22 protein-coding genes are annotated in these 23,040 nt (G+C 56.3%); 6 read left to right on the top strand and 16 right to left on the bottom strand.

All coding sequences use genetic code 11. The features are described from left to right. Positions 1 to 3: 3 nt before the first annotated feature. Together KGB06_RS16880 and KGB06_RS16875 are read right to left on the bottom strand one after the other, a co-directional pair. Positions 4 to 1,131 carry a sensor domain-containing diguanylate cyclase gene (locus tag KGB06_RS16880; RefSeq protein ID WP_223517661.1) on the bottom strand — a complete coding sequence of 376 codons (1,128 nt, stop codon included), beginning with the start codon at positions 1,129 to 1,131 and terminating at the stop codon, positions 4 to 6. Between the two features lie 269 nt (positions 1,132 to 1,400). After that, positions 1,401 to 1,970 carry a YceI family protein gene (locus tag KGB06_RS16875; protein ID WP_223517656.1) on the bottom strand — a complete coding sequence of 190 codons (570 nt, stop codon included), beginning with the start codon at positions 1,968 to 1,970 and terminating at the stop codon, positions 1,401 to 1,403. Positions 1,971 to 2,178: 208 nt separating this feature from the next. Between KGB06_RS16875 and KGB06_RS16870 the strand changes: the two genes are divergently transcribed. Further along, positions 2,179 to 2,925 carry an SDR family oxidoreductase gene (locus tag KGB06_RS16870; protein ID WP_223517654.1) on the top strand — a complete coding sequence of 249 codons (747 nt, stop codon included), beginning with the start codon at positions 2,179 to 2,181 and terminating at the stop codon, positions 2,923 to 2,925. Between the two features lie 135 nt (positions 2,926 to 3,060). On the opposite strand, the gene KGB06_RS16865 is transcribed toward KGB06_RS16870, so the two are convergent. The 5 genes from KGB06_RS16865 to KGB06_RS16845 all read right to left on the bottom strand — a co-directional run bounded on the left by KGB06_RS16865 (position 3,061) and on the right by KGB06_RS16845 (position 9,109). Continuing rightward, on the bottom strand, positions 3,061 to 3,708 hold the full coding sequence (locus tag KGB06_RS16865) for a hypothetical protein (protein WP_223517652.1): 648 nt from the start codon (positions 3,706 to 3,708) through the stop codon (positions 3,061 to 3,063). A gap of 609 nt (positions 3,709 to 4,317) precedes the next feature. Beyond that, positions 4,318 to 5,010 (bottom strand): phosphoribosyltransferase, encoded by a 693-nt coding sequence (locus KGB06_RS16860; RefSeq protein WP_223517650.1) that lies wholly within the window; start codon positions 5,008 to 5,010, stop codon positions 4,318 to 4,320. Positions 5,011 to 5,104: 94 nt separating this feature from the next. After that, complete coding sequence (locus tag KGB06_RS16855) at positions 5,105 to 6,463, bottom strand: MATE family efflux transporter (RefSeq protein ID WP_223517649.1); 1,359 nt, start codon at positions 6,461 to 6,463, stop codon at positions 5,105 to 5,107. A 433-nt stretch (positions 6,464 to 6,896) separates the two neighbouring features. Then, the gene (locus KGB06_RS16850) at positions 6,897 to 7,553 is read right to left on the bottom strand and encodes a DUF2931 family protein (RefSeq protein WP_223517648.1); all 657 of its coding nucleotides are present in this window, start codon (positions 7,551 to 7,553) and stop codon (positions 6,897 to 6,899) included. Further along, positions 7,553 to 9,109 carry a T6SS phospholipase effector Tle1-like catalytic domain-containing protein gene (locus KGB06_RS16845; RefSeq protein ID WP_223517647.1) on the bottom strand — a complete coding sequence of 519 codons (1,557 nt, stop codon included), beginning with the start codon at positions 9,107 to 9,109 and terminating at the stop codon, positions 7,553 to 7,555. The genes KGB06_RS16850 and KGB06_RS16845 overlap by 1 nt, the downstream gene beginning before the upstream one ends. A 542-nt stretch (positions 9,110 to 9,651) precedes the next feature. Between KGB06_RS16845 and KGB06_RS16840 the strand changes: the two genes are divergently transcribed. Continuing rightward, positions 9,652 to 10,011: a DUF6124 family protein gene (locus KGB06_RS16840; protein WP_223517646.1), complete on the top strand. Its 360-nt coding sequence runs from the start codon at positions 9,652 to 9,654 to the stop codon at positions 10,009 to 10,011. A 111-nt stretch (positions 10,012 to 10,122) separates the two neighbouring features. Here KGB06_RS16840 and arsJ read toward each other — a convergent pair whose 3' ends face one another. The 4 genes from arsJ to KGB06_RS16820 all read right to left on the bottom strand — a co-directional run bounded on the left by arsJ (position 10,123) and on the right by KGB06_RS16820 (position 13,751). Then, entirely contained in the window at positions 10,123 to 11,343 is a 1,221-nt protein-coding gene (gene arsJ / locus KGB06_RS16835) for an organoarsenical effux MFS transporter ArsJ (protein WP_223517644.1), read from the bottom strand. Positions 11,344 to 11,352: 9 nt separating this feature from the next. Next, the gene (locus KGB06_RS16830) at positions 11,353 to 12,357 is read right to left on the bottom strand and encodes an ArsJ-associated glyceraldehyde-3-phosphate dehydrogenase (RefSeq protein ID WP_223517642.1); all 1,005 of its coding nucleotides are present in this window, start codon (positions 12,355 to 12,357) and stop codon (positions 11,353 to 11,355) included. An 85-nt stretch (positions 12,358 to 12,442) separates the two neighbouring features. Continuing rightward, the gene (locus KGB06_RS16825; protein ID WP_223517639.1) at positions 12,443 to 12,805 is read right to left on the bottom strand and encodes a metalloregulator ArsR/SmtB family transcription factor; all 363 of its coding nucleotides are present in this window, start codon (positions 12,803 to 12,805) and stop codon (positions 12,443 to 12,445) included. Between the two features lie 250 nt (positions 12,806 to 13,055). Next, positions 13,056 to 13,751, bottom strand: coding sequence for a tRNA (adenine(22)-N(1))-methyltransferase (locus KGB06_RS16820; protein WP_317849411.1), 696 nt, complete (start codon positions 13,749 to 13,751; stop codon positions 13,056 to 13,058). Positions 13,752 to 14,032: 281 nt separating this feature from the next. On the opposite strand from KGB06_RS16820, the gene KGB06_RS16815 reads away from it, so the two are divergent. Then, positions 14,033 to 16,036 (top strand): DUF1302 domain-containing protein, encoded by a 2,004-nt coding sequence (locus KGB06_RS16815; RefSeq protein WP_223517635.1) that lies wholly within the window; start codon positions 14,033 to 14,035, stop codon positions 16,034 to 16,036. A gap of 16 nt (positions 16,037 to 16,052) precedes the next feature. On the opposite strand, the gene KGB06_RS16810 is transcribed toward KGB06_RS16815, so the two are convergent. From KGB06_RS16810 to KGB06_RS16795, 4 genes are all read right to left on the bottom strand, one after another. Next, on the bottom strand, positions 16,053 to 16,433 hold the full coding sequence (locus KGB06_RS16810) for a VOC family protein (protein WP_223517633.1): 381 nt from the start codon (positions 16,431 to 16,433) through the stop codon (positions 16,053 to 16,055). Positions 16,434 to 16,521: 88 nt separating this feature from the next. Then, a complete protein-coding gene (locus KGB06_RS16805; protein WP_223517632.1) occupies positions 16,522 to 17,640 on the bottom strand; it encodes an S-(hydroxymethyl)glutathione dehydrogenase/class III alcohol dehydrogenase in 1,119 nt (372 codons plus the stop codon). A 118-nt stretch (positions 17,641 to 17,758) separates the two neighbouring features. Beyond that, positions 17,759 to 18,727, bottom strand: a complete 969-nt coding sequence (locus tag KGB06_RS16800) for an ABC transporter substrate-binding protein (protein ID WP_223517631.1) — start codon at positions 18,725 to 18,727, stop codon at positions 17,759 to 17,761. A gap of 154 nt (positions 18,728 to 18,881) precedes the next feature. Then, positions 18,882 to 19,721: a hypothetical protein gene (locus tag KGB06_RS16795; RefSeq protein ID WP_223517630.1), complete on the bottom strand. Its 840-nt coding sequence runs from the start codon at positions 19,719 to 19,721 to the stop codon at positions 18,882 to 18,884. A gap of 108 nt (positions 19,722 to 19,829) precedes the next feature. Here KGB06_RS16795 and KGB06_RS16790 point away from each other — a divergent pair, with 108 nt between their 5' ends. After that, complete coding sequence (locus KGB06_RS16790) at positions 19,830 to 20,741, top strand: LysR family transcriptional regulator (RefSeq protein WP_223517629.1); 912 nt, start codon at positions 19,830 to 19,832, stop codon at positions 20,739 to 20,741. On the opposite strand, the gene KGB06_RS16785 is transcribed toward KGB06_RS16790, so the two are convergent. Further along, complete coding sequence (locus KGB06_RS16785) at positions 20,710 to 20,985, bottom strand: hypothetical protein (protein ID WP_223517628.1); 276 nt, start codon at positions 20,983 to 20,985, stop codon at positions 20,710 to 20,712. The genes KGB06_RS16790 and KGB06_RS16785 overlap by 32 nt on opposite strands. A 141-nt stretch (positions 20,986 to 21,126) precedes the next feature. Between KGB06_RS16785 and KGB06_RS16780 the strand changes: the two genes are divergently transcribed. Further along, a complete protein-coding gene (locus tag KGB06_RS16780) occupies positions 21,127 to 22,425 on the top strand; it encodes a sialidase family protein (RefSeq protein ID WP_223517627.1) in 1,299 nt (432 codons plus the stop codon). Next, the gene (locus KGB06_RS16775; protein WP_223517626.1) at positions 22,422 to 23,033 is read left to right on the top strand and encodes a hypothetical protein; all 612 of its coding nucleotides are present in this window, start codon (positions 22,422 to 22,424) and stop codon (positions 23,031 to 23,033) included. Before KGB06_RS16780 ends, KGB06_RS16775 begins: the two co-directional genes overlap by 4 nt. Positions 23,034 to 23,040 lie beyond the last annotated feature (7 nt).

Here is a 23,040-nt window from a genome sequence, read left to right as displayed (position 1 = left end):
CCCTTACTCTGAAACAGCCACTTGATTACGCCCGCGTGCCTTGGCCCGATAAAGCGCTTTGTCCGCATTGTTCATCAACCTTTGCAGATCATTATCGTGGAACTCCATTGAGGCGACGCCGAGACTGGCCGATATGCGGTGGACAGGGCCGGACATCAAACCACCGATAGCCTGGATCAGTTGCTCGGCAAGATTCAGGGCGACCTCAATGGGCGTGTCCGGCAGCAGGATGGCGAACTCCTCGCCACCCAACCGGCCGTATACGTCCGTTTCGCGAAAACAGCCACTGATGATGACACCCACTTGACGCAATACCTGGTCACCGACCTGGTGACCGTAAGTGTCATTGATGTGCTTGAAGTGATCCATATCCAGCATCACCACGCACAGTGGCAACCGTTTGTGTTGGCAGTCATTGAACAATTGCTGCGCGCGCTCAAAAAAAGCCCGGCGGTTTTTCAACCCGGTGAGTTCATCGGTTTGTGCGGCGAGTGTGGAAATGCGGTGCGCCTGTTCCATTTCACGGGTCACGCGGAAAGCTGTTTCCAGGGCTTCGGACAGTTTTCGAGTCGCGTTGACGACAAATGAGGCGAACACCAGGACCGCCAGCGCCATACCGAATTGCAGGGCCGACGGTTGAAACAACAGCCACGTGGTACACGGCAACAACACCAGGCCAATCGACGCTAACGTCATGTACCGATAGGACGAGTAACACGACACCGCGCTGACCGACATGCCGACGGCGAAGAGCATGACCAGCGACTGGGCCAGCAGGTCGTTTGCCGGAATGACCGCCAAAGCGCCTGCGCCCCAGATACTGGCAGACAACATCAGCGTTATCCAATAGGTCCGCTCCCAGCGTTGAGGTGTGCGCTCACTTTCCGGGCTACGAAAATAGACAATAAACATCAGGATGCGCAGCAACGACGAGGCGCTTAGCAGGACAATCCAGCCGCACACGACGCGGTGATCAATACGCTCCCAGCACAGCCCACACAACATGATCGCGGCAAGGTAACTGCCGAACACAGCAGACACGGATTGATGGAATAGCTGGCGCAATCGGTCACCACGCACTTGCGCGGTGATGAACATCTCCTGATCGTGCCGATATCCTGGGCCACCCATTTGATCCTCCTGATCATGATGCTGTGACAAAAAAGTGATTGTGACACCCTCCCACTTAGGCAAACAAACGAATCACATGCCGATCGCTTAAGGACCACACTTTTTTGGTGGCAGCTGGCGTAGCCTGTGGGAGTGAGCCTGCTCGCGATAGCGGTATATCAGGCAACACAGCTGTCGACTGACACTCCGTCATCGCGAGCAGGCTCACTCCCACAGGCTTCGCCAGCTGCTATGTATGGACTCGCCCCCACTGTCTCAGCGGCAACGCGCTACCGCTGCGGCGCAACCATCTTGAACCGGATATTGATGTCGTCGGAAACGACGGCATCAGCATATTCACCGTCGCCGACTTTGAAGTCGCTTCGCTTGAGCGTTAACTGGCCATCGAAAATCCCGATGGTCTTCTTCGCCTTCAGCTGGACCGGAACCGCCACCTCACGGGTAATGCCTCTGAGTGTCAGTTTGCCGATGATTGTGTACTTGTTGTCGCCAAGTGCCTTCACATCGGTCGATTCAAAGGTCGCCACCGGATAAGCCGCTGTATCGAACCAGGCGGTTTTTTGCAGTTCAGTGTTGGCCTCGCTGCTGCCGGCATCGATGCTGTCGAGCTGGATGGTGAGCGACGCATGGGCCGCGGCGGGGTTGGCCGTGTCGAAATCAAGCTTGGCTTCAAACTTGCCAAACGTGCCATACACCCGCGAGCTGAACTGGTTGTACGTGAAGGAGATTTTGCTCGCAGCCTGATTGACCTGCGTGTACTGAACCGCTTGCGCGCAGGGCAAGACGCCGACAGTGAGCAAGGCAACCAGAACAGCGAGCCGCGGGAATCGAAAAGTCATGGGATTCTCCGGTCAAGGCGTCCGGTCATGAGCCGAAACGCTCGCACACCTACGCCAGCGATAGGTGGACTAAAGCAAACAACGACCAATTCTTCCACTTGCCGTGCTGACATGCGACCACTTGTCGGCCAACACGGCTCAGCGCCCGATCCTGCCACCTGTGCGGGTCTTTAATAATTGCTGAACTCACCACGGCGGGAGACAGGACATGAAGATCGTCGTTATCGGAGGTACCGGGCTGATCGGCAGCAAAGTCTGTAAAAATCTGCAGGATCTGGGCCATGAAGCCTTCGCGGCGTCACCGAGTACCGGCGTGAATGTCATCAGCGGCGAAGGGCTGAAGGAGGCGCTAAAAGGCGCCGACGTGGTGGTCGACGTCGCGAACTCGCCCTCTTTCGAAGACCACGCAGCGTTGCATTTTTTTGAAACAGCCGGGCACAACCTGTTGGCGGCGGAAAAGCTCGACGGCGTCAAACACCATGTGGCCCTGTCGGTCGTCGGCACCGAACGGATGCTCGACAGCGGTTACTTCCGGGCAAAAATGGCGCAGGAAAATCTCATCAAGAAGTCGGGTATTCCCTACACCATCCTGCGGGCTACGCAGTTCTTTGAGTTTATCCATGCCATTGCTCACTCCGGGCGTGAAGAAGGCGACACCATTCACTTAACGTCTGCGGCGTTGCAACCGGTGGCCTCGGCGGATGTTGCGCAGGCATTGACAGCAATCGCGCTGAAAGCGCCTGTCAATCAGACCGTCGAAGTGGCTGGACCTGATAACCGCCCTCTCGTTGAATTCGCGAGCGATTACCTGAAGCACACCAACGACCCGCGCCAAACCGTAGCGGACAACACGGTTCCTTACTTTGGTGCGCCAATCAACAACCAGTCGCTGACACCGGGCGCCAACCCCATCGTCGGTGCGACCCGCTTTCAGGATTGGCTCAAGACCCACTAGGCGCCCATCTGCCACGGTGAGGGTGGCTGTAAAACAAAAACGACCTCCTTGATGCTGGCATTAGTTGCCCAGCACAAAGGAGGTCGCTTCTGTCAGGCTCCGAACAAGCCTGTAAGGTCTACTCGCTTAACCGACTTAACAAGCGGCTGCGAATGTCCGCGGAGACGCAATGGCGTAGTCCGGTTGTTTCGCCCGCTGAGTCAACACAAGCATCGCCAGGAACCCCAGTGCAATCAGCACCGGATAGGCCATCAATAGTTCAGTAAGGGAATACTTCCAGGCCAGCGGACGACCGACCCCCAACATGGCCGCGTACATCCAGGATACTGCCGACAGCGAGCCGCAGAACAGTGCTGTCATCCGGGCGCTGAACCCGAGATTGAGCAATGAGCCGGCCTTTTGCAGAGCAGGCAGTACCAGGCGATGCAATACGACACCGTTGTAAGTCAGCAAGGCGACAATAATGACTTTGGCTTGAAGTTTTGGATTCATAAAGTAGTTCATGCCTTTGTCCAGGTAATCGATACCGATGATCGCGGCACCTGTTACCCACAAGGCTATCAACGCAACACTGACAGACTTCTGAAGACTTTCCATGTGAGCATTATCATGCTCCGTAAATGTTTTTCGCTTAAATAGATCTCTCACCATCGCAATATCGCTGGTCAATACCAAACCAATGGCGACACAACACGCAACTAAATGGACATAAACAACGCCCAATCGTAAGAATTCCATGAATTCTTTATTTTCAATCAGGCTCATAATTGTATTTATCGCCACGATACGTTCTCCACCTTATTCGACAGTACTGATCGATGCTCTACAGGTTATATATTTATTCCAAATACACCTGTTCGATCCTACTGATTCAAGATAAGCCAACTCATAGACTTGGCACGGCCAAGATCATTGATTCGCACAGCGAACCAACGATCTGCTTAAGTATTTCTCCCGGGTTTCAGTGAAAAAAAATCCCCATAGCATTCAATGCACATGAGGTTCAATTTTCCACTTCTTTACTACGGATTCTGGTGCAAGTCATGAATGACTGCTGAAGAATGAGAGCCCAAGAATACCCGAATGTTCATTTTTTGAGCACACTACCGACAAACGGTAGTTAGAATTTGTGACTTATCGCGCCGACACTAAGTCGTAGACTTCCCTGATAGGCCCATGATAACTGGCCTGCTTAATTTACATGGACTTCATAATAAATTTATTGGATCCATTAGTTGCTGACCACGTCAGGGCGCGCGTAATAGCGAGCGACTCGCATTAAGGGCACAGTAACTAAAACAGTCATACTTTTTAAATCAGGAAATCTCAGGTGTCGAGGGTGCCCGGTCTGGGCGTTACCCGCACGCCCGTGAGCGCTCTGATTTTTGGCAATTAAGGTTCGGGATTCGGCTGATCGGCGCAGCCCTCTTTCTCCCAGGCTCGTTGCAACAGCCTGATGACCTCCGCATCCGAGGTCTGGGAAAAATCCATGTACCAATGCCCAATCGACATCAGCCACTCAGGCATGAGCGGGCAGATCAATTCATCCACTTCACTGCGCAACGTCTCGACTGTCTCGGGTGGCCCAACCGGCACCGCGACCACGATGTCAGTCGGCTCATGCACCCGCGCCGCGTGAATCGCCGCCATCATTGAGGCGCCTGTCGCCAGACCATCGTCGATCAGAATCACCACCTGATCCTTGAGTTGCACAGGCGCGCGCGTTCCCCGGTAAACCTGCTCGCGCCGCAACAACTCCCGCGTCTCCCGGGCGACCACCGCATCGAATGCATCCTTATCAATCGGGTGCGTTCGCAACGCCTGTTCATTGAGAATCTGGATGCCGCCGCTGGCTATCGCGCCCATGGCGAACTCCTCGTGCGACGGCACACCGAGCTTGCGCACCAGCATCAGATCGAGGCGAACGTCCAGCGCCGTGGCCACTTCATAGGCCACCGGCACGCCGCCACGGGGCAAGGCGAGGACGATCACTTCCGGACGATGAGCGTAAGCGAGCAACGGCGCCACCAGACGCCGACCGGCCGCTGCCCGGTCCTGCAAAACGATGTTCGATGGGGGACTCATTTGAAAACCTCCTCAGACGATCACGCCCGTCGGTTTCATCACGCAGTCCCAGAGAATTGTCGGCCTGACCGTGGCCGACATCAAGCGGCGCCGCTTACACCAATCGCTGGATTTTCTGATGCCGCCAAACGAAGCTGTAATACGCGGTCTGCAACGCCAGCATCCCCAGATACGCCACCGGAAACGCCATCCACACGCCCTGCAAACCAAAATGCCCGTCCAGCACATACGCCACCGGCAACTGCAAAAACACCACGCAAAAAATAGACACCGCCATCGGCACCAACACCGTGCCACTGGCGCGCATGATGCCGCCGACAATCGCCTGAAAGCCAAACACCAACAGACTCCAGAGCATGATGTGCAACAAGTGCTCGGCCATTGCCCGCGTCGAGTCATCCGTCAGGAACAGCCCCAACAACCAGTGCGACAACAAGTAACCCAATACCACCAACCCTCCGGTCAGGCACACATTGATCAGCAGCCCCGTGCGCAAAATCGGCCCCATGCGCTCCAGGCGCCCTGCCCCAATCGCCTGAGCCCCGAGAATCGACGCCGTGATCGCAATCGACAGCGCCGGAAACTGCACGTAATTGACGATCTGCGTCACCGCCCCATACGCCGCCGTCGCCTGCGAACCGTGCTGGTTCACCAGCGCCAGAATCACCAGTTCCGAGACCGACAACACCACCATCTGCAACCCGGTCGGCAAGCCGATGCGCAACACCTTGCCAAGAATCACCCGATCCAGCTTCATCGCCGCAAACATTTCCCGATCCGGCGCCAAAGGATGCCCCTTGCGAATCAACCGCCACGCCAGCCACCCCATCGCCGACAAGTTACCCGCCAACCCGGCATACGCCGCACTCTGAATCCCCATCATCGGCAACCCGAACCAGCCACGAATCAACGCTGGCGTCAGCGCCAACCCGATACACGTCGACACCACCAACGCGATCAGTGGCGACAACGTATCGCTCACCCCGCGCAGCAATTGGGTGAACAGCACGTAGACCAGCAGCGACGGCATGATCCACATCATCACGTGGGCGTAGGACACCGCGTCGTCCAGCACATCGGCCGGCGTGCCCAAACCCTGCAAGGCTGGCCTGGCGAACACACTGCCCAGCACCGCGGCGGACAGACCGATCATTGCGCCCAACAGCAACGTAGTCGCGGCGATGGTCTTCACCAGGTGCAGCTCACGCGCGCCCCAGGCCTGGCCGATCAACACGCTGGCGCCCGCGCCTAAGCCGATCACCAAGGCGATGAAGAAGAAAACGATGGGGAACATGCCTGATACGGCCGCCAGGGCTTGGGTGCCGAGCATCTGGCCGATATAGATGCTGTTGACGGTGCCTGACATGGATTGGAGGAAATTCGACAGGACCATCGGGGCGAGGAAAAGGAGGTAGGTTTTCCAAAGCGGGGTTGATTGGGCGGGGGTTTGCATGGAGGGTCCGTCTCGGATGGGGCGCGGTTTGGGGATTCTACGCTACGAGATTTGAGCGCAGTGGGTCGTGATTCACATGTCTGGCCAGCTCTATTGTGATTGTAAACATGGCTGACGACTCTACAGGCGCCAGCTATGTAACACCGACAACGACACAGGCAACTGCGACTACGGTAGGAAATACTGCGTACTGAACTGCAACTACCTATGGCGGACAGAGCTTCTTTTTCACCTACCCAAACACGACCAATACGACCAATACGACCAATACGATTGTTTGTTTCAAAGAAAAACCAACCATGCAAGGCTTAGTTTATGAAGCAAAATTTGTAATCGCATCACTCAAGATGAAATATGGAATCAAGTGACGCAAGAGCATCTTTAGTAACGCACGTCCTATGAGGTGGGGAGGCCTATCAGTCATGTTGGGTCCTCACCAGCTACCGTAAGGAATGCCGTATTTTTCTATGTATCGCTTTGCCTTTTCACTGACGGGGTAGCCATAACGGCCTTCATTTTTTCCTTGACTAGGTCCCAGCGGCTCAATCTCTGCTTGGGCCCGAGCTACTTTGACGGGACGGTGGCATGAGTCTCTGACCCATACCTGTACGACGCCACCAGGGGCAAGGCCCAGATAGATAGCGGCCCTATACCGGGCCTCTTGTTCAGGGGTTGCCGGGCAGCGCTGCATGATTGATGAGTGCATAAGTTGTCTGGCTTGATCGGGAATGTCCACCCAGACTTTATAGGTCTGTGGCTCTACCATGGACTGCCACCGCACAAAAATACGTTGGGGAAGGTCGGCGCCGACCACCGCTTTTCCGGAACCGCCGACGCCTCGCCAACCTCTTGCGGACTCTGTTCCGTCTTCGGGCTCACCACCCGAGGCGGAACCCCCGCCAGTGTGGTGGAACAGCTTGCCATTGATGTCTTCCACGGCGCTGTCCTCAACCCATACCTTCATGTAGAGGGGTTCGGTGAAATCGAGCTCCCACCACTGGGACTTGGGGTCGTTTTTTGCTGAAAGCGGGTCGACAGACTGGCAGCCGGCAATGAGTAGGATGCCCAGTAGCGTGATGAGTAGTTTCATTACCAAAGCGTCCAGTCAGGTACATGAGGGTGTTGCACGCGGATCGCATCCTGTGTGGGGGCATTGATGTAAACAGCCTTTAGACCGCTGCCGTCTTTTCTACCTAGTGGGTGGTTCCAGTTGACGGAGGTGTGGATGTACTTCAGTTTCAGGAGCTGTTCTTCTTGCGGTGTGGTGCTGTAGTCGCTCGCGATAAACCTGTCACAGAGCGCTTGAAGCTCTACTGGTACCGCCAGTTCAGGCGCATCAACGATATCGTTAAAGCGAACCCCCTTTTCCTTCGCCAATTGATACATCACACGCAGGTAAACGAGTGAAAGCTTGCCGCTTACCGGACGCTTGAGCTGCAATGCGGCATAAACGCGTTTCCGACCTGGACTGAGCCGGTCTAGTCGCTGTTGCGGCACTTCGGACGCAGGGGGAGTGACAATCTCCAGGAGTTCAGGAGGCCAGCCTTTCACTAGCCATTGGTTTTTTACATTCTCGGCGTCGCGATAGATCGAGGTGGTAACAACGTCGGTGTTGATAGGCACTTCCAAAGCCTGCATAGGGCTGACCAATACACACTCTTGTGCTTCGGCGAGGTATCCTCCGCCGACATCCGAGTGAACACCGGGTACTGTAATTTCCGGGAAGGCCGGTTTGATTCGACTGAGGGCAAAGTTGGCTCGGCATTCATCTCGCGCCACCAACTGGACGACGTCAGTGAAAAAGCGCCGATCAAGGTAAAGTTTGATGCCTGTCGCGACAGGGCTTTTGATATTCCCCAGGTTGGACCAGCCGGCAATTGATGGCACGGTATCGAACAGGCCAATAAAGCCCATGTTGATGTCGCTTTTGTATTGGTCAATGAAGGTCGAACTGAAGGCTTTGGAGTTGCCGCGCAGAACGTCCCCTAAAGGGCCTTGCTTGCCACGCACGATTTCATTGGCAAAGTGTCGAGCGGCAGCCGCACCGCGACTAAAGCCAAAAGTATCGAACGTCAGTGAACTGATTTCACTGCCGGGGTTGTCGACCAACACTTCATTGATGCTCTGTTTGATCAATACGAACGAAGACTGAACGCGCCCTACGACGCCGGTATCGCCGCGTCCAGTGCCCGCCCCCAAGACGCTGTCTGCTTCACCCGATTGGGTACCGATGCCTTCAATGTATACGACACGGGAGGCGCTTTTTTGCGGGCCATTGCCTTCTGCTTGTGGAGTGACGTAGTACAGATCACTCAGCTTTTTCACATTGCTGGTGCCGTTGCCATAGCTGCTGTCCGGATCACTCATGAACGGCTTGCAACTGGCGTTGATGTCTTTTGGTGCAATGGGGTGATGGGCTCCGCAGAGCAGGCCCGCCTCCGCGTTGTTGGCGTTGTTACCGGTGCCATCAAAGAAGACACCGATGCGTAACGCTATGCCGGTTTTTTGTGCCTCGGTTGCGGGCTCTTTGCCGTACTTTTCGTATTCCGCCCAGCGCTGAGCGTGAACATTGACCGGTGTCACTCCTGGATTACGCAAGTTCTGCGGTGTATTGGGTAGTGCAGGCTTAGGGACATAACCACTCATTCCTTGATTCCTTGGGACTGATCCTTGATTTGCAGTCGCAGGGTGACACTCAAGGTAAGGCGAATCAACGCATGGCACTTTGCCTATTCAGACCGAGCATACTTCAGTGACGAGTGCACCCCGTCCTCGCCAAGATGCTGCTGTGAGCACTTAGGTAAAACGAAACTATTGTTCTTTTGCTTTTTAAACGTCATTGGGAGGTGCTTGTTTAATCCCCATCAAGGTTACGTCCTGAAAGCTACAAGACCTTGCGCCATTGCCTACCGTTACGCCAGAATCCGCCGGCTTGTGCGCCCTGGGCTTGGCCTCTATTGTTTCCCTGCCACTGCCCATCAGTGGTCGGGTTTAGTCGCTCGTGTTAACTCAGTTGTGCGTGCATCTGTCATGCAGGTCTTTCATTTCCTGTACTTGATGGTGGCTGTACGCAGGGCGCTCTCGGGCGCGCCGGATTGCTGAGTTTCCCGGTCGACTAACCTGCGTGCAGCTGCCTCCTCTCTCGTTTAGTCGCAAGAGGGGTGGCACACAATTAGGTAACTCAGCATATGTTCAAGGTCACACCCAACCCACCGGACACCGATCCGGTCTCCCCGTACGAACCCGATTCAAACAAACTCAACGAGGCCGCCGAACGCGCCCTCGACTTCCACTTCCCATCGAATGCCGACATTAAAGCCACCGCGCGTACACCCAGCAAATTGTTTTCCGTTGACCAAGAGGCGACCAACGAAACCCTTGTGGTGTTTTTGGTCGAAACACTGGCCTCGGTCGATGTGATGGTCCATCAGTTGGTGGACCATCTGGAAGGTGAAGCCCGCTACGCGTTGCTGGGCATTTCAAACAGCATCATGGTGGCGGAGATCACGGCTAACCGGGTGCTGGATAAAATTGATATGCCTGCTTAGTTGCGGTCTGCGTTGATAAGCAGGTAAGTGACGCAGGGTTTTGCAGTTGGTCCCTTTTTGGGGCCGCTGCGAAGCCCAACCTGGGAGAGTGTCTGCTATCACCCAAAGCAGTTATTCACTCAGCGCGTGACGGGGCAATGCAATCGAAATCAAAGCAGCAAGCAGCACGAATGCACTTGATATCCATAAGCACGCCCCCAGCCCGGACACCTGGTAAACCCAACCGGAAAGCACCGTACCTATCAACCGCCCCAAGGCGTTCGACATGTAATAAAACCCCACATCCAGCGACACGCCGTCTTCCTTGGCGTAGGACACGATCAGGTAGCTGTGCAGCGACGAATTCACTGCGAACAGCACGCCAAAAACCATCAGTCCACCCAGCAGCACTGCCTGTTGCGACAGGCCGGTGTTCAGCCCGAGAGCAATGGCCACAGGCAGGCCCGCCAGTGCAAGCGCCCAAAGAAACGCTGCACGACCATCCGGTACGTGCCCACGCTTCTTTCCCGTGATATTGGGCGCGAAGGACTGCACGATGCCGTAGCCAATCACCCAGGCCGCAAGAAACCCGCCAACCTTCCAGAAGTCCCAGCCGAAGACACTGCTCAGGTACACCGGCAAGGCCACCACGAACCAGACATCACGGGCACCGAACAGGAACATCCGCGCCGCGGAGAGGATATTGATCGCCCGACTCTTGGACAGGATGTCGCGAAACTTCGGCTTGGCTTTCGCTTTGCCCAGGTCCTTCTTCAACAAGATCAAGCTGCTGATCCAGATCAGACCCAGGCCACCCGCCATGGCCAGCAAGGCGCCTTTGAAGCCAATCAATGCCAGCAAGGCGCCACCCAGAAAAAAGCCGACACCCTTTAGTGCGTTCTTCGAGCCGGTGAGGATCGCCACCCACTGGTAGAGCTTGCCCTGCTGCCCATCCGGAACCAGAAGCTTGATGGAGCTTTTCGCGCTCATCTTGTTCAGGTCTTTGGCAATCCCCGACAGCGCCTGAGCCCCCATCACCCATGGAATGGTTAGCCAGGCCACCGGAACCGTCAGCATCAGCAGCGCCGCGACCTGGATGCCCAGCCCGATGTTCATGGTCCGGTTCAGACCCAGCCGGGCGCCGAGGTAGCCACCCACCAGGTTGGTGATCACGCCAAAGAGTTCGTAGAACAGAAACAACGCCGCGATTTGAAGCGGGCTGTAGCCCAACGCGTGAAAGTGCAGCACCACCAACATGCGCAAGGCGCCGTCGGTGAGGGTGAAGGCCCAGTAGTTGCCCGTCACGAGCAGGTACTGCCGCACTTGCGGAGCGAGGGCTGACAACGCTGTCATGACCGCACCTTAGACTGCCAGACCGACCATTCTGGCCAGTTCGACGGTGCGGTTGGCATAGCCCCATTCGTTGTCGTACCAAGCATAGAGTTTGACCTGAGTGCCGTTGATGACCATGGTCGACAGCGCATCGATAATCGATGAACGCGGGTCGGTACGGTAGTCGATGGACACCAGTGGACGCTCTTCGAATCCGAGAATGTCTTTAAGCTCGTTCTCGGAAGCGTCCTTGAGGAACTGATTGACCTCTTCGACCGTGGTGGCCCGCTCGACTTCAAAGACACAGTCAGTCAGCGAAGCGTTGGCCAGCGGCACGCGAACGGCGTGACCATTGAGGCGTCCACGCAGCTCCGGGAAAATTTCGGCAATGGCGGTGGCCGAACCGGTGCTGGTCGGGATCAGGCTCATACCCGAAGCACGCGCACGGCGCAGATCCTTGTGCGGCTGATCGAGGATGCTCTGAGTGTTGGTCAGGTCGTGAATAGTAGTGATCGAACCGTGACGAATACCCAGCTTTTCGTGGATCACTTTAACGACTGGAGCGAGGCAATTGGTGGTGCATGACGCCGCCGTGACGATGCGATGTTGCGCCGCATTGAACAGTTGATGATTGACGCCCATGACGATGTTCAACGCGCCTTTTTCCTTCACCGGGGCGCTGACCACCACACGCTTCACGCCTTGGTCGAGGTAAGCCTGAAGCACGGCGACGGTCTTCATCTTGCCGCTGGCTTCAATCACCAGATCACAGCCCGACCAATCGGTGGCGGCAATTACCGTGTTGCCCGTTACCTTGATTCGTTTGCCGTCGATGACGATGCTGTCGCCCTCGGAATCGGCCTGGTAATTCCAACGGCCGTGTACCGAATCGAAGTTCAGCAGGTGCGCATGAGTCGCCGCGTCCCCAGCTGGGTCGTTGATCTGCACGAACTCAAACTCCGGCCAGCTCCAGGCTGCTCGCAAAGCGAGGCGACCGATCCGGCCAAAACCATTGATGCCAACTTTGATAGTCATGTTGTTGTGCTCTGTATCTGTTGTCAGTGGGAATTCGACCGGGTGTCGAACTGGCCGATGTATTCAATGAAGCGGAATCGGCGATTCAGCTTTCGCAGCAGGCCAGTGCCCGTTCAGGACGGTCACCCATTTCTTCAAGGCGTTTGGCGTCAGGGCTCAACCAATGCTGGTTGCTTTCGAGCACAGTGGTCAGCACTTGATGGACCCAATCAGGGAGATTTGGGTGCAATCGGTAATACACCCATTGGCCTTGCCGACGGTCCGACAGCAAACCGCAACTGCGCAACTGCGCGAGGTGTCTGGAGACTTTTGGCTGACTCTCATTCAACGCGCAGGTCAGCTCGCAAACACATAGCTCTCCTTCACGGGTGATGAGCATCATCGTGCGGACCCGAGTGTCGTCAGCCAGGCATTTGAAGACAGTGGTCGGTGTCAGAGGGTCAGCCATATCGTTTCTCAGTGTTTGTTTTTGACCAAGAGAGTGATGATCTGATCGAAACGCTCACCAGCGAAAGGACACAGGCTTTGCTGGTCAGGGTGAAGTCTCAGCTCATATACGGGAAAACGAATATATGATTTCCCGTATACAAGGTAAATAGTTCGCTTCAGATTAATCCATCAAAGCGATTGGACTCCCCTGCCCTCCGTCAATGAAAGCTCTGAATGTCGGCATCAGTACCCAGACACCTTGGGCGGGATCAAGCCAGCAGTTCGGTGATCCACCGGGCTTGCCGGGCGATGTCCCGCACCGTCTCCTCGGGCACAGCCTGCCGAGCCCGGGCAAAGCTGTTCAGGGTCTTCTGTTTCTCGCGCAACAGGCGCTGCCACTTGACCAGGAACGCAGGGCTGCGCGCCTGCATCTGCAGAGGGCCGAAATACAGCTCCTCGGCGGTGTACACCATCGGCCCGTCGCGCTCGGCGACGATGATTTCGTAGTCGAAACGGTTTTCCCGCAGCACTTCCTCGCAGAGGATGCGGTAGCCATTTTCCATCAGCCATTGACGCAGTGGCTGCTCGCCGCCGTTGGGCTGCAGGATCAGTCGCTCCTGGCCACTCAGGCGCGCCTTGCCACTGTCGAGGATGTCGCGAATCGTCTCGCCGCCCATGCCACAGATGCTGATCGCCGTGATCCCGTCTCCCGGTTCGATCGCATCCAGGCCATTGGCCAGGCGCACGGTGATTCGCTGGTCGAGGTCGTTCTCGCGCACGGTGCGTTCAGCCGAGCGGAACGGCGTCAATGCCACCTCGCCGGCCACCGCCGCCACGATGGCGCCCCGGCGCATCAACGCCACCGGCAGGTAGCCGTGATCCGAGCCGATATCGGCCAGGCGCGCATCTGCTGGCACATGCGCCGCCACGCGCTCCAGGCGCATGGACAATGTCTGTTCGTTCAACTGCAGTTCCTTTTCACCACGAACGTCCGGCACCTTAGGCCAGATCGGGACACGATTCTGCCGAGCAACGCCGTGCATTTCAAATCCCTGCGACCAAGGCCACGCCTTTAGAGTCGTAGAGAAAGCCCCCCTCTTCCACGACCAGACTGTGAGTTTTTTACTCCACTGCCATGCTCGGTGCCTTTACCCGGTAAAAAACGTCATCAAGAAAAGTCCGTGGAACAAGGAAGTGCGGGAATGCCGCTACGCTTGTAAAAAATAAAAGCAGGCGGGGACACGCAATGCCCAACAATAAGCGTCAAGGGTTCACGGTTCCGCGCTACACCTTGCTGGCTTCGGCCATCCTGGCGGCTTCCATGCCGACCGCCCAGGCGGTTGAACTGGATACGGGCAATCCGGACTGGGCCGCGCGTATCGATAACACCGTCAGGTACAACTACGGTGTGCGCACCGAAAGCGCCGACAAGCGCATGTTGGGGACGCCAAACAACAACGATGGCGACTACAACTTCCGCAAGGCCGGTACCGACATCACCAACCGTGTCGACCTGTTGACCGAGATGGACGTGGTCTACAAGAACGCCATGGGCTTTCGTGTCAGTGCTGCCAGCTGGTACGACAAGGCGTATGAAAACACCGGTTCCAACTCCAACCCGTTCGTTAACGGCAATGACTCACGGTCCGGCCTGATCGCTAACGATCCACGCCTGGCCGGCGTCACCAACGACGACGTCGGCTTTGGCAGCCCGCACCTGAGCAACTACGCCCAGCGTTATTACACCGGGCCGTCTGGCGAAATTCTCGATGCGTTCGTGTTCTACAGCACCGAAGTGGGCGAAGAGTCTTTGTTCAGCGCCAAGGCCGGTCAGCACAACGTGTTCTGGGGCGAAACCATTCTCAACCCGGTGCACTCGATCAGCTACGGCCAGTCCGGCCTCGACCTGGCCAAACTGGCGGCGTCGCCGGGTACGGAAACCAAGGAGCTGTTCGTTCCGCGTAACCAGTTGTCGATGTCGTTCACCGTTAACCCCGAGTTGACCGTGGGTGCGCAGTACTTCCTGGATTGGGACGCCGCTCGCCTGCCCGAAGCGGGCACCTACTACGGTGGTTCCGATCTGGTGGGCTTTGGCGCCAAATCGTTCCTGTTGGGCAACACCAACGCCGTGGTTCCGGGCAGCCCTCTGGGTTGTGGCCTGGCACAGTGCAACGCGTTGACCAACGTGCGTCGTGGTCATGACCTGGATCCGCACAACAGCGGTGACTGGGGCGTGATGGCCAAGTGGTCGCCGGCCTGGCTGGACGGGACGCTCGGCGTCTACTACCGCGAAACCTCGGACATCCTGCCGCAAGCCTGGCTGGATGCCAGAGGCATCTCCTCGGCCAACCCGAACGGCACCCGGCCAGCCGGGCAAGTGCCGGCGCTGGTCAACACGCTCAACTCGTTGAGCACCGCCACCTATCAACTGGCCTATGCCGACAATATTCAGATTTTCGGCCTGAGTCTGTCCAAGGATGTCGGCGTTGTGAGTGTAGGTTCGGACCTGAACGTGCGTCACAACATGCCGCTGGCCAGTATCCCGGCCATCGTCAGCACCACCAGCCCGCTGGGCCTGGGCCAAGGCCTCGGCCTGTTGCCGGCGCGCACCGCTTCCACGGGGGTGATCTACGACACCCCGAGCCGCGGCGACAGCCTGAGCGCCACCGGTGACACCTTGCACTGGACGCTGAACGGTCTGTTGCCCCTGCCGAAAACGCCATTGTTCGATTCGGCAACCCTGCTGGCCGAGCTGTACTACAGCAACCTGCTCAAGCTCGATGACAAGAACGAAGCACTCTACAAAGGCAAAGGCACCTATCGCGGCGTCGACCAGCCGACCCGGGACAACTGGGGCCTTGCGGTCAACTTCACACCGACCTGGTTCCAGGTGTTCCCTGGTGTTGACCTCAACGCGCCAGTGTCCGTCAACGTCGGCCTCGCCGGCGTGTCACCGGTGTCCGGTGGCGGTGCCAAGGACACCGGCAACTACGCGTTGGGCGTCGGTGCCATTGTGTACAACAAATACTTTGTCGACCTGAAGTACGTGGACGCCTTCGGCCAAACCGACAAGTGCAATACAAGTGGCGTGAGCACCGGCCCGACCGATGGTGACGGCCCCACACCGAACGCCTTTAGCGGCAACGAAAACTACGCCTGTTTCGCCGGTGGCTACTCGTCCTTCTCCGGTGTTGGCGCAACGATTGAGGACCGTGGTGCCATGTACCTGACGATGAAAACCACCTTTTGATTCGCCACTCGCTTACTCAAGGCTTGAAACAGTACGCGGCCAGTTTGTTACCGTCCAGATCTCGGGCATAGGCGGCGTAAGCATCAGGTGCCCAGCCCCGTGGCCCGGGTGCGCCTTCGTCGGTGCCGCCGCAGGCCAGCGCTGCCGCGTGGAAGGCGTCGATGGCAGCTCGATCCGGAGCTTCAAAGCTGACAGTGACGCCGTTGCCAACACTGGCAGGCGCGCCGTTTGCCGGTTTCAGCACGAAGAAGGACGGCGCGTTCTCCCCCCAGATAGAGCCATTTTCATCCAGATCAGCGATGCGTTTCTGGCCGAGTGCGCCGAGTACATTGTCGTAAAAACGGCGGGCCTTTTGCAGATCGTTGGTACCGACGGTGACATGAGTGAAGATGCTCATTTTGATTCTCTCTTTGATAACACAGGGGATGGGCAATGCAGTTCGACCGGGCGCTGCTCGATTGACGATGTACGCCAGGGCGGTTCTATCAGCGATCGAAATGGATAACGGTGCGTATGCTCTTGCCTTCATGCATCAACTCGAAGGCCTTGTTGATGTCTTCAAGTCCCATGGTATGAGTGATGAAGGTGTTTAGCGGGATTTCGCCGGTCTGAGCCTTCTCGACATAAGTGGGTAATTCGCTGCGACCTTTTACGCCGCCGAAAGCGGAGCCGCGCCAGACGCGACCGGTCACTAGCTGGAACGGTCGAGTACTGATTTCCTGGCCCGCGCCGGCGACACCGATAATCACCGACTCCCCCCAACCCTTGTGACAACACTCCAGGGCAGCGCGCATGAGATTGACGTTGCCAATACATTCGAATGAGTAGTCCACACCACCTTGCGTCATCTCGACGATCACGTCCTGGATCGGTGTGTCGTAATCCTTGGGGTTGATGAAGTCGGTAGCACCCAGTTGCCTGGCAATCTCGAACTTGGCCGGGTTGATATCAATCGCGATTATTCGACCGGCCTTGGCCATGGTGGCACCGATTATGGCTGCCAGGCCAATGCCGCCCAGACCGAAGATAGCCACGCATGCCCCCTCTTCCACCTTTGCCGTGTTGAGTACCGCGCCAATGCCGGTCGTCACACCGCAACCGAGCAGGCAAACCTGCTCCAGCGGCGCCTCCTTCGGAATTTTGGCCAACGAGATTTCCGGCAGCACCGTGTACTCGGAAAAGGTCGAGGTGCCCATGTAGTGGAACAGCGGTTGGCCGTTGTAGGAAAAGCGACTGGTGCCGTCTGGCATCAGGCCTTTACCCTGAGTCGCACGAATTTTCTGGCAGAGGTTGGTTTTCCCTGACTTGCAGAATTTGCAGTCGCCACATTCCGGGGTGTAGAGCGGGATCACATGATCGCCCACCGCCAGTGAAGTTACCCCCTCGCCAATCGCTTCGACGATACCGCCACCTTCGTGGCCAAGAATGACGGGGAAGATCCCCTCTGGATCGGCACCGGACAGGGTAAACGCATCGGTATGGCACACACCTGTCGCAACGATGCGTACCAGTACCTCGCCGAACTGTGGTGCAGCCACATCGATTTCGACAATTTGAAGAGGCTGGTTTGCCGCGAAGGCAACGGCCGCTCGTGATTTGATCATGTTTGTAATTCCCGGACGCAAAGAGGGACCGCCTCTGTGTAGAAGCAGTAAAAATCAGTAAAGAGAATGTGTTCAGAGGGGCGTTACAAAGGGCGGGCGTCCTTGCCCTCGTGACCGACTAGAGTGATGCCTGGATCTTTTTTGCAGCGGCTTCATCGACCCAGGCATGCCAGACTTCCGGGTGTTCCTTAAGGAACAACCTGGCCAGCTTCGGTGATTCGATGCGCTCCTTGACCATCCTCGCCAGGTTCTGGTTCAACATATCGATAGGAATATTAACCTTCTCCAGCACCGCGACCAGTTCGGGAGCTTGGTCATGAAAAGGCTTGGAGAGTCCAACCATGGTAATGACGTTTTTGTCGGCCCCGGTCTTTTCTTCCAGTCTTATCGCATCGATCTGCCCCATTAGCGGAGTCGGTGACCAGTAGTAAAACAGTACCGGCTCACCGCGTTTATAGCTGGACAGGACAGCCGCATCCAATGCGGCACCGGTTCCCGGACGGAAATTCGTGAAGGTGTTTTCAAGACCATACTCTTTCAACATCTCGGTATTGTCCTGCTCACAAATCCAACCAGCAGGGCAGTTATAGAAGCGCCCTTTAGACGGTTCCTCCGAATCTCGAAAAACCTTCGGGTATTTGCTCAGGTCAGAGACTGTTTTGAGGTCTGGTGCGGGTGCTGACTTATTGCGCTTTGCGTCCCCCTCAACGACATAGCGCGGTACATACCACCCCTGAGTCGCACCGATGATCGGAGCGCCAACCCCGACAACCTTTCCAGCGGCCGCCGCTTTTTTCCAGACTTCGCTGCGCTCCATCCACTCTTCGCCAAACACTTGAATGTCGTTGCCGGCCAAAGCAGTCTCAAGAATGATGGTGTTACCCACCAACTGATCTGTTGCACAACCGTAGCCCTCCTTGAGCACGATCATCATGATATCGGTGAGGAGCATCCCGCTCTCCCAATTCAGACCGGCAAATTTCACCGGTTTGCCCGATTCACACCATCCTGAAGCCTGGCTTGAAGCACTACCGACGATCAAGCCAAGGGTGAGTAACGAGGCCAGCAAACTCTTCCTGTTTTTCATAATCAGACGCTCCGAATCATTATTATTGGGGGCAGCGAACTGTTGTGTGCGACACAGGAGCAAACGAGCCCATCAGATTCAGTATGGACAGGTGCGTGCGCAAACATGTGAAGCGAAGAAGTGAATCAATTGCTTTTATTGTTATTGGCGAAACTTAAACCAATGGATCTACGGTGGTACGCCCGTAGAACAACTGGCGGGCATAGGCACTGAATTCGACGTTGGGCTGGTCCACGTACGCGAAAACTGCGTTGAGCCTCAACCTGCCCCCTTCCACCGGCGTCACCCGGTGCAATGAATAGCGGCCACGGAACAATGTCAGGGTACCGGGCACTTGAGGCAGAACCTCTATCTGCTGTGTGTTCGGGTCATCGAGAAACTGCCTGACCGCGTCATAGCAATCGTCGCTTTCATTACGCAGCATGCGTACGTACTCAAAATCCCCACCAGCGCTCGCCGCCTGAAGGGACAGCGTGACGCTGAAGTCGGAACGATCAAAGTGCCAGCCCAGCTGCTGCCCCGCCGTAAAGCCCTGCAAGTTAAGGGCGGCCAACGGATCTGCATGACGATAGAGCGTGTCCAGATCCAAAACATCCTTGATGAAAGAAAGTACTTCATCCGACTCATAGATCTGCCTGATCAAATGATCGGCCGGGATATCGGCATAAGCGACGGTATCTTTTGCAGTGTTCATCAACCGTCGTAGCGGATGTTCTGGATCAACGCTTTCATCTTGAGGTTTGAAATAAACCGTGTGGTTTTCCCGAAAATGAAACATACGCGAGTGCAAGGCAAGCGTCTGATCCGCCATTGCGACAACCGATGGATTGCGAACGAAACCCGGGAAGATCGCAACGCCCTCTTGTCCCAGCAATGACTGACTGTGAGTGACCAGTGCGAGATAGGCGGGGTTGGCGCGATCGGTAATGGGGTAACGCTCGAGATCGACGATGTCGTCCAGTGATAGCGCAGGTGCGAAAGGCAAGGTAGTCATTATTGTTGGTCTCCGGTGGCTCTGCTGGATTCAGATTGCATCGACACCAAAAACAAGTCACGCTCATAATTTTACGCAATTTCGTGAATTATTTTCAGGTCGCTCGCCATGAGACTCACGCTGGATCACCTTGTGATGTTGCAAACTCTGTCGGAAGTCGATTCGATAACGGCGGTTGCCGAGCGCTTATGGCTGACACCTTCAGCCGTCAGTCACCGCATACGCGAAGCCGAGCGGCGGCTAGGTGTGAGCCTGACGGAACGATCAGGCGGAAAACTAAGACTCAGCCCTGCCGGCGTACGCCTGGAACGGGCGGCCAAAGACATCATTTCGATACTGAATGAAGCCGAGTCTGAAGCCAGGTCGATGGCCGGAGGCGTCACGGCTTTTGTGCGTATGGGCGTCACCTCCTACGGCCCGTTTCGCTGGATTCCAAAATTCATCAAGCATTACTCGAACCTTCGGCCTGACATCGAAATAACACTGGTGACCGTACCTCGTAATGACGTTTACGCGAGCCTGATGCAAGGAAGGCTTGATGTGTCCATTATCGATGACGGCATGGTGCCTAGTGGTGTAGCAAAACTGCCACTTTTCCGGGACGACTTGATTGCGATCATGGCAACCGATCATCCCCTTGCAGGAAGGAAAAACATCTATGCCGAAGACTTCAAAACTTACAACCTGGTGACGTACTCAACTGATCGAGCAAGTGGTTGGGAATATGATCGGTTCTTCGCCCCCGCCAGCATCTTGCCGCGCCGTATGATCACGGTGGAGTTGATCGAAGCCATCGTCGAACTGGTTCGCTCAGGATACGGAATCAGCATATTGCAACGCGATTTGGTGACCCCCAGCCTAGAACGTGGGGAGCTTGCGTGGGCAGCCCTGAATGACGGCCTTGATATCGCCTGGAACGCTATTGTTCGACCCTCGGAACAGAAAGATAGTGAGGTCAATAGAATGGTTACAGAGCTTGATACCTGGATTAAATATGCAGTAAAACCTGACCACAGCTAACCCATAACCAGCGCGCAAAAAGTTTCTTTAGGCCGATTACCGTCTTTCGCATCAGGCTGATTTCGGCCAGAGACGGTCCCGCCATCACAACGTAAGCGGCCTGTGCGATTGTGAATTCAATCGATAATTCAGCTTCCTTGTCTGGCTCCTCCCTGTTCAGGTCCAGTTTTTCGACCAGCGGTGAAGATGGCTGACGAGTATCCTGGACCGAGGCGAAAACCATCAAACCCGGTGGTGTCAGCAACTCAATCCGTCTTTATTCGCCGACAGCGCAGTAGCGCTATAAATACCTGCTTACACAATAGAAACTCATAAAATCCGATCTTGTACTACCGAGTGTTAGCTTGTGCGCTTTATCGGGCCATGAGAGGCCAAAGCCTTCGTTATGCGCATAAAGCTCCCCAGCATTCCTGCCATCGGTGTTTACCTTGCCCTGGCTTGCCTCTTTGCGGGTGCATGGTTCACCCACCCTGCCCCCAAGCACTCTTCCTTTGCCCTGATAAGTCCGGCTTTGCCTGAGGCGGATGAAGCGGCCAAGCCCATTTATACCAGCCGTTTCGCCTCCTCCGGGCTGGTGGACTTCGTGCATTCCTCGGCGGTAACGGCCTTGCCTGACGGTAGCCTGATGGCGGTCTGGTTCGCCGGCACTCGCGAAGGCGCAGCCGATGTGCAGGTGCGCTCCGCCCGTTTCAACGTGAGCACCGGCGAGTGGGGGGAGGAACAGGTCATGGCGACCCGGGAATCAACCCAGCAAAGCACTCGAAAATACATCCGCAAACTCGGCAACCCGGTCGTTGCACTGGCGCCGGACAATCGCCTGTGGCTGTTCTACGTCTCCGTATCCATGGGCGGCTGGGCCGGCAGCGCGGTCAATGTGATGGTTTCAGACGACTTTGGTGTGAATTGGTCGGTGCCGCGCCAATTGATCACTTCACCCTTTCTGAACATCAGCACCCTGGTCCGGTCGGCACCGGTGTTCCATGTCGACGGCTCCATCGGCTTGCCGGTCTATCACGAGTTTCTGGGCAAGTTTGCCGAGTACCTGTACTTGAGCGCAGACGGTGAAGTGATCGATAAATACCGCATCAGCCACGGCAATAATTCCTTGCAACCCGCGGTCGTTCCGCTGGACGGTCAGCGCGGTATCGCGATGTTGCGCTATGCCGGCGACACCCACCACCGAGTCCTGGCGAGCCGCACCGAGGATGCCGGGCAAACCTGGAGCGAACCTTATCCGCTCGATCCTTCGAACCCCAATTCCTCGTTGGCGGCCGTTGCGACGCCCGAACACGGGTTGCTGGTAGCGCTCAATGACCTGCAAGAGGGGCGCTTCAAGCTGAGCCTTTATCTCACCGATGCGAAAATGGACGATTGGCGCTTGGTGCACGATCTGGACAAATCACCGGATCCCGAGGGCGATCCGTTTTCACCCCTCGCCTACAAGGAAATCATCGGGAAAGAGTTCCGCGATTCCAGTGGCGAGCTTCGCCAACCGCTGGAGGCGCAATTCCTCGACAACCTCGACAAACGCGTCTGTAAAAGCGAAGGGTGTGAGTTTGAATATGAATACCCGTACTTCATCCGCAGCCCCGACGGGATGTATCACTTGGTTTATACCTGGAACAACACTTTCATCAAACACGTCTCCTTCAACGAGGCCTGGCTGTCCGAGCGTCTCAAATGATTAGTCTGTGGCAAGCCCATGCCAGCTTCGCGATGATCATCTTCCTGATACTGCCGGCTTTTGGTCTGAACAGGGGCTGGCGTATCGCGCTGTTGCTGGCATTGCTGGCCGCCAGCTTCATACCCCTGGGCGAGGTGTCGCTGGCCGCTTACTTGCGCAGCTATATTGATGACCTCGCGATCACCTCATTGGTGTTCATGGGGTGGGGCTGTTTGCGTCGACTGGGTGTGTTGCCGCCTGCGCAGAAGGGTTATGTCGGCGTATTGATCCTCTTCGCCGCGATGGCCCTGGTGCTGTACCCGGCAACCCTGGGCTTGAGTGATCTGGACCCTTACCGGCGGGGTTTCAGCCCGCGCCCCCTGTTGTTTGTCGTCGCACTGCTGACCTTGAGCCTGTTTTACCTGCGCAATTACCTGGCCGTCGTGTTGTTGACCAGCGCGACCCTGGCCTTCATCGCCGGGATCAAACCCTCCCACAACTATTGGGATTACTTGATTGATCCGCTGCTGGGCCTGTATTGCTGCCTGGCAGTGCTGGTAATGGCGACACGCTGGGCGTATCGCCGGCTCATCACGTTGCGCAGACCAATGAGTAACAGATCCGTTTGAAATTTAA

The organism is Pseudomonas sp. GL-B-19 (assembly GCF_019956415.1).
Lineage (GTDB): Bacteria > Pseudomonadota > Gammaproteobacteria > Pseudomonadales > Pseudomonadaceae > Aquipseudomonas.
This window is presented reverse-complemented; position numbering and strand designations above follow the sequence as displayed.

Bases quoted from the DNA above. Each gene is read 5' to 3' on its own strand.
- KGB06_RS16800 (WP_223517631.1), bottom strand. From the start codon at position 18,727: ATGAAAAACAGGAAGAGTTTGCTGGCCTCGTTACTCACCCTTGGCTTG.
- KGB06_RS16855 (WP_223517649.1), bottom strand. From the start codon at position 6,463: ATGCAAACCCCCGCCCAATCAACCCCGCTTTGGAAAACCTACCTCCTT.
- KGB06_RS16775 (WP_223517626.1), top strand. From the start codon at position 22,422: ATGATTAGTCTGTGGCAAGCCCATGCCAGCTTCGCGATGATCATCTTC.
- KGB06_RS16780 (WP_223517627.1), top strand. From the start codon at position 21,127: ATGCGCATAAAGCTCCCCAGCATTCCTGCCATCGGTGTTTACCTTGCC.
- KGB06_RS16805 (WP_223517632.1), bottom strand. From the start codon at position 17,640: ATGATCAAATCACGAGCGGCCGTTGCCTTCGCGGCAAACCAGCCTCTT.
- KGB06_RS16875 (WP_223517656.1), bottom strand. From the start codon at position 1,970: ATGACTTTTCGATTCCCGCGGCTCGCTGTTCTGGTTGCCTTGCTCACT.
- KGB06_RS16870 (WP_223517654.1), top strand. From the start codon at position 2,179: ATGAAGATCGTCGTTATCGGAGGTACCGGGCTGATCGGCAGCAAAGTC.
- KGB06_RS16880 (WP_223517661.1), bottom strand. From the start codon at position 1,131: ATGGGTGGCCCAGGATATCGGCACGATCAGGAGATGTTCATCACCGCG.
- KGB06_RS16825 (WP_223517639.1), bottom strand. From the start codon at position 12,805: ATGGCTGACCCTCTGACACCGACCACTGTCTTCAAATGCCTGGCTGAC.
- KGB06_RS16860 (WP_223517650.1), bottom strand. From the start codon at position 5,010: ATGAGTCCCCCATCGAACATCGTTTTGCAGGACCGGGCAGCGGCCGGT.
- KGB06_RS16845 (WP_223517647.1), bottom strand. From the start codon at position 9,109: ATGAGTGGTTATGTCCCTAAGCCTGCACTACCCAATACACCGCAGAAC.
- KGB06_RS16810 (WP_223517633.1), bottom strand. From the start codon at position 16,433: ATGAGCATCTTCACTCATGTCACCGTCGGTACCAACGATCTGCAAAAG.
- KGB06_RS16830 (WP_223517642.1), bottom strand. From the start codon at position 12,357: ATGACTATCAAAGTTGGCATCAATGGTTTTGGCCGGATCGGTCGCCTC.
- arsJ (WP_223517644.1), bottom strand. From the start codon at position 11,343: ATGACAGCGTTGTCAGCCCTCGCTCCGCAAGTGCGGCAGTACCTGCTC.
- KGB06_RS16850 (WP_223517648.1), bottom strand. From the start codon at position 7,553: ATGAAACTACTCATCACGCTACTGGGCATCCTACTCATTGCCGGCTGC.
- KGB06_RS16815 (WP_223517635.1), top strand. From the start codon at position 14,033: ATGCCCAACAATAAGCGTCAAGGGTTCACGGTTCCGCGCTACACCTTG.
- KGB06_RS16840 (WP_223517646.1), top strand. From the start codon at position 9,652: ATGTTCAAGGTCACACCCAACCCACCGGACACCGATCCGGTCTCCCCG.
- KGB06_RS16795 (WP_223517630.1), bottom strand. From the start codon at position 19,721: ATGACTACCTTGCCTTTCGCACCTGCGCTATCACTGGACGACATCGTC.
- KGB06_RS16790 (WP_223517629.1), top strand. From the start codon at position 19,830: ATGAGACTCACGCTGGATCACCTTGTGATGTTGCAAACTCTGTCGGAA.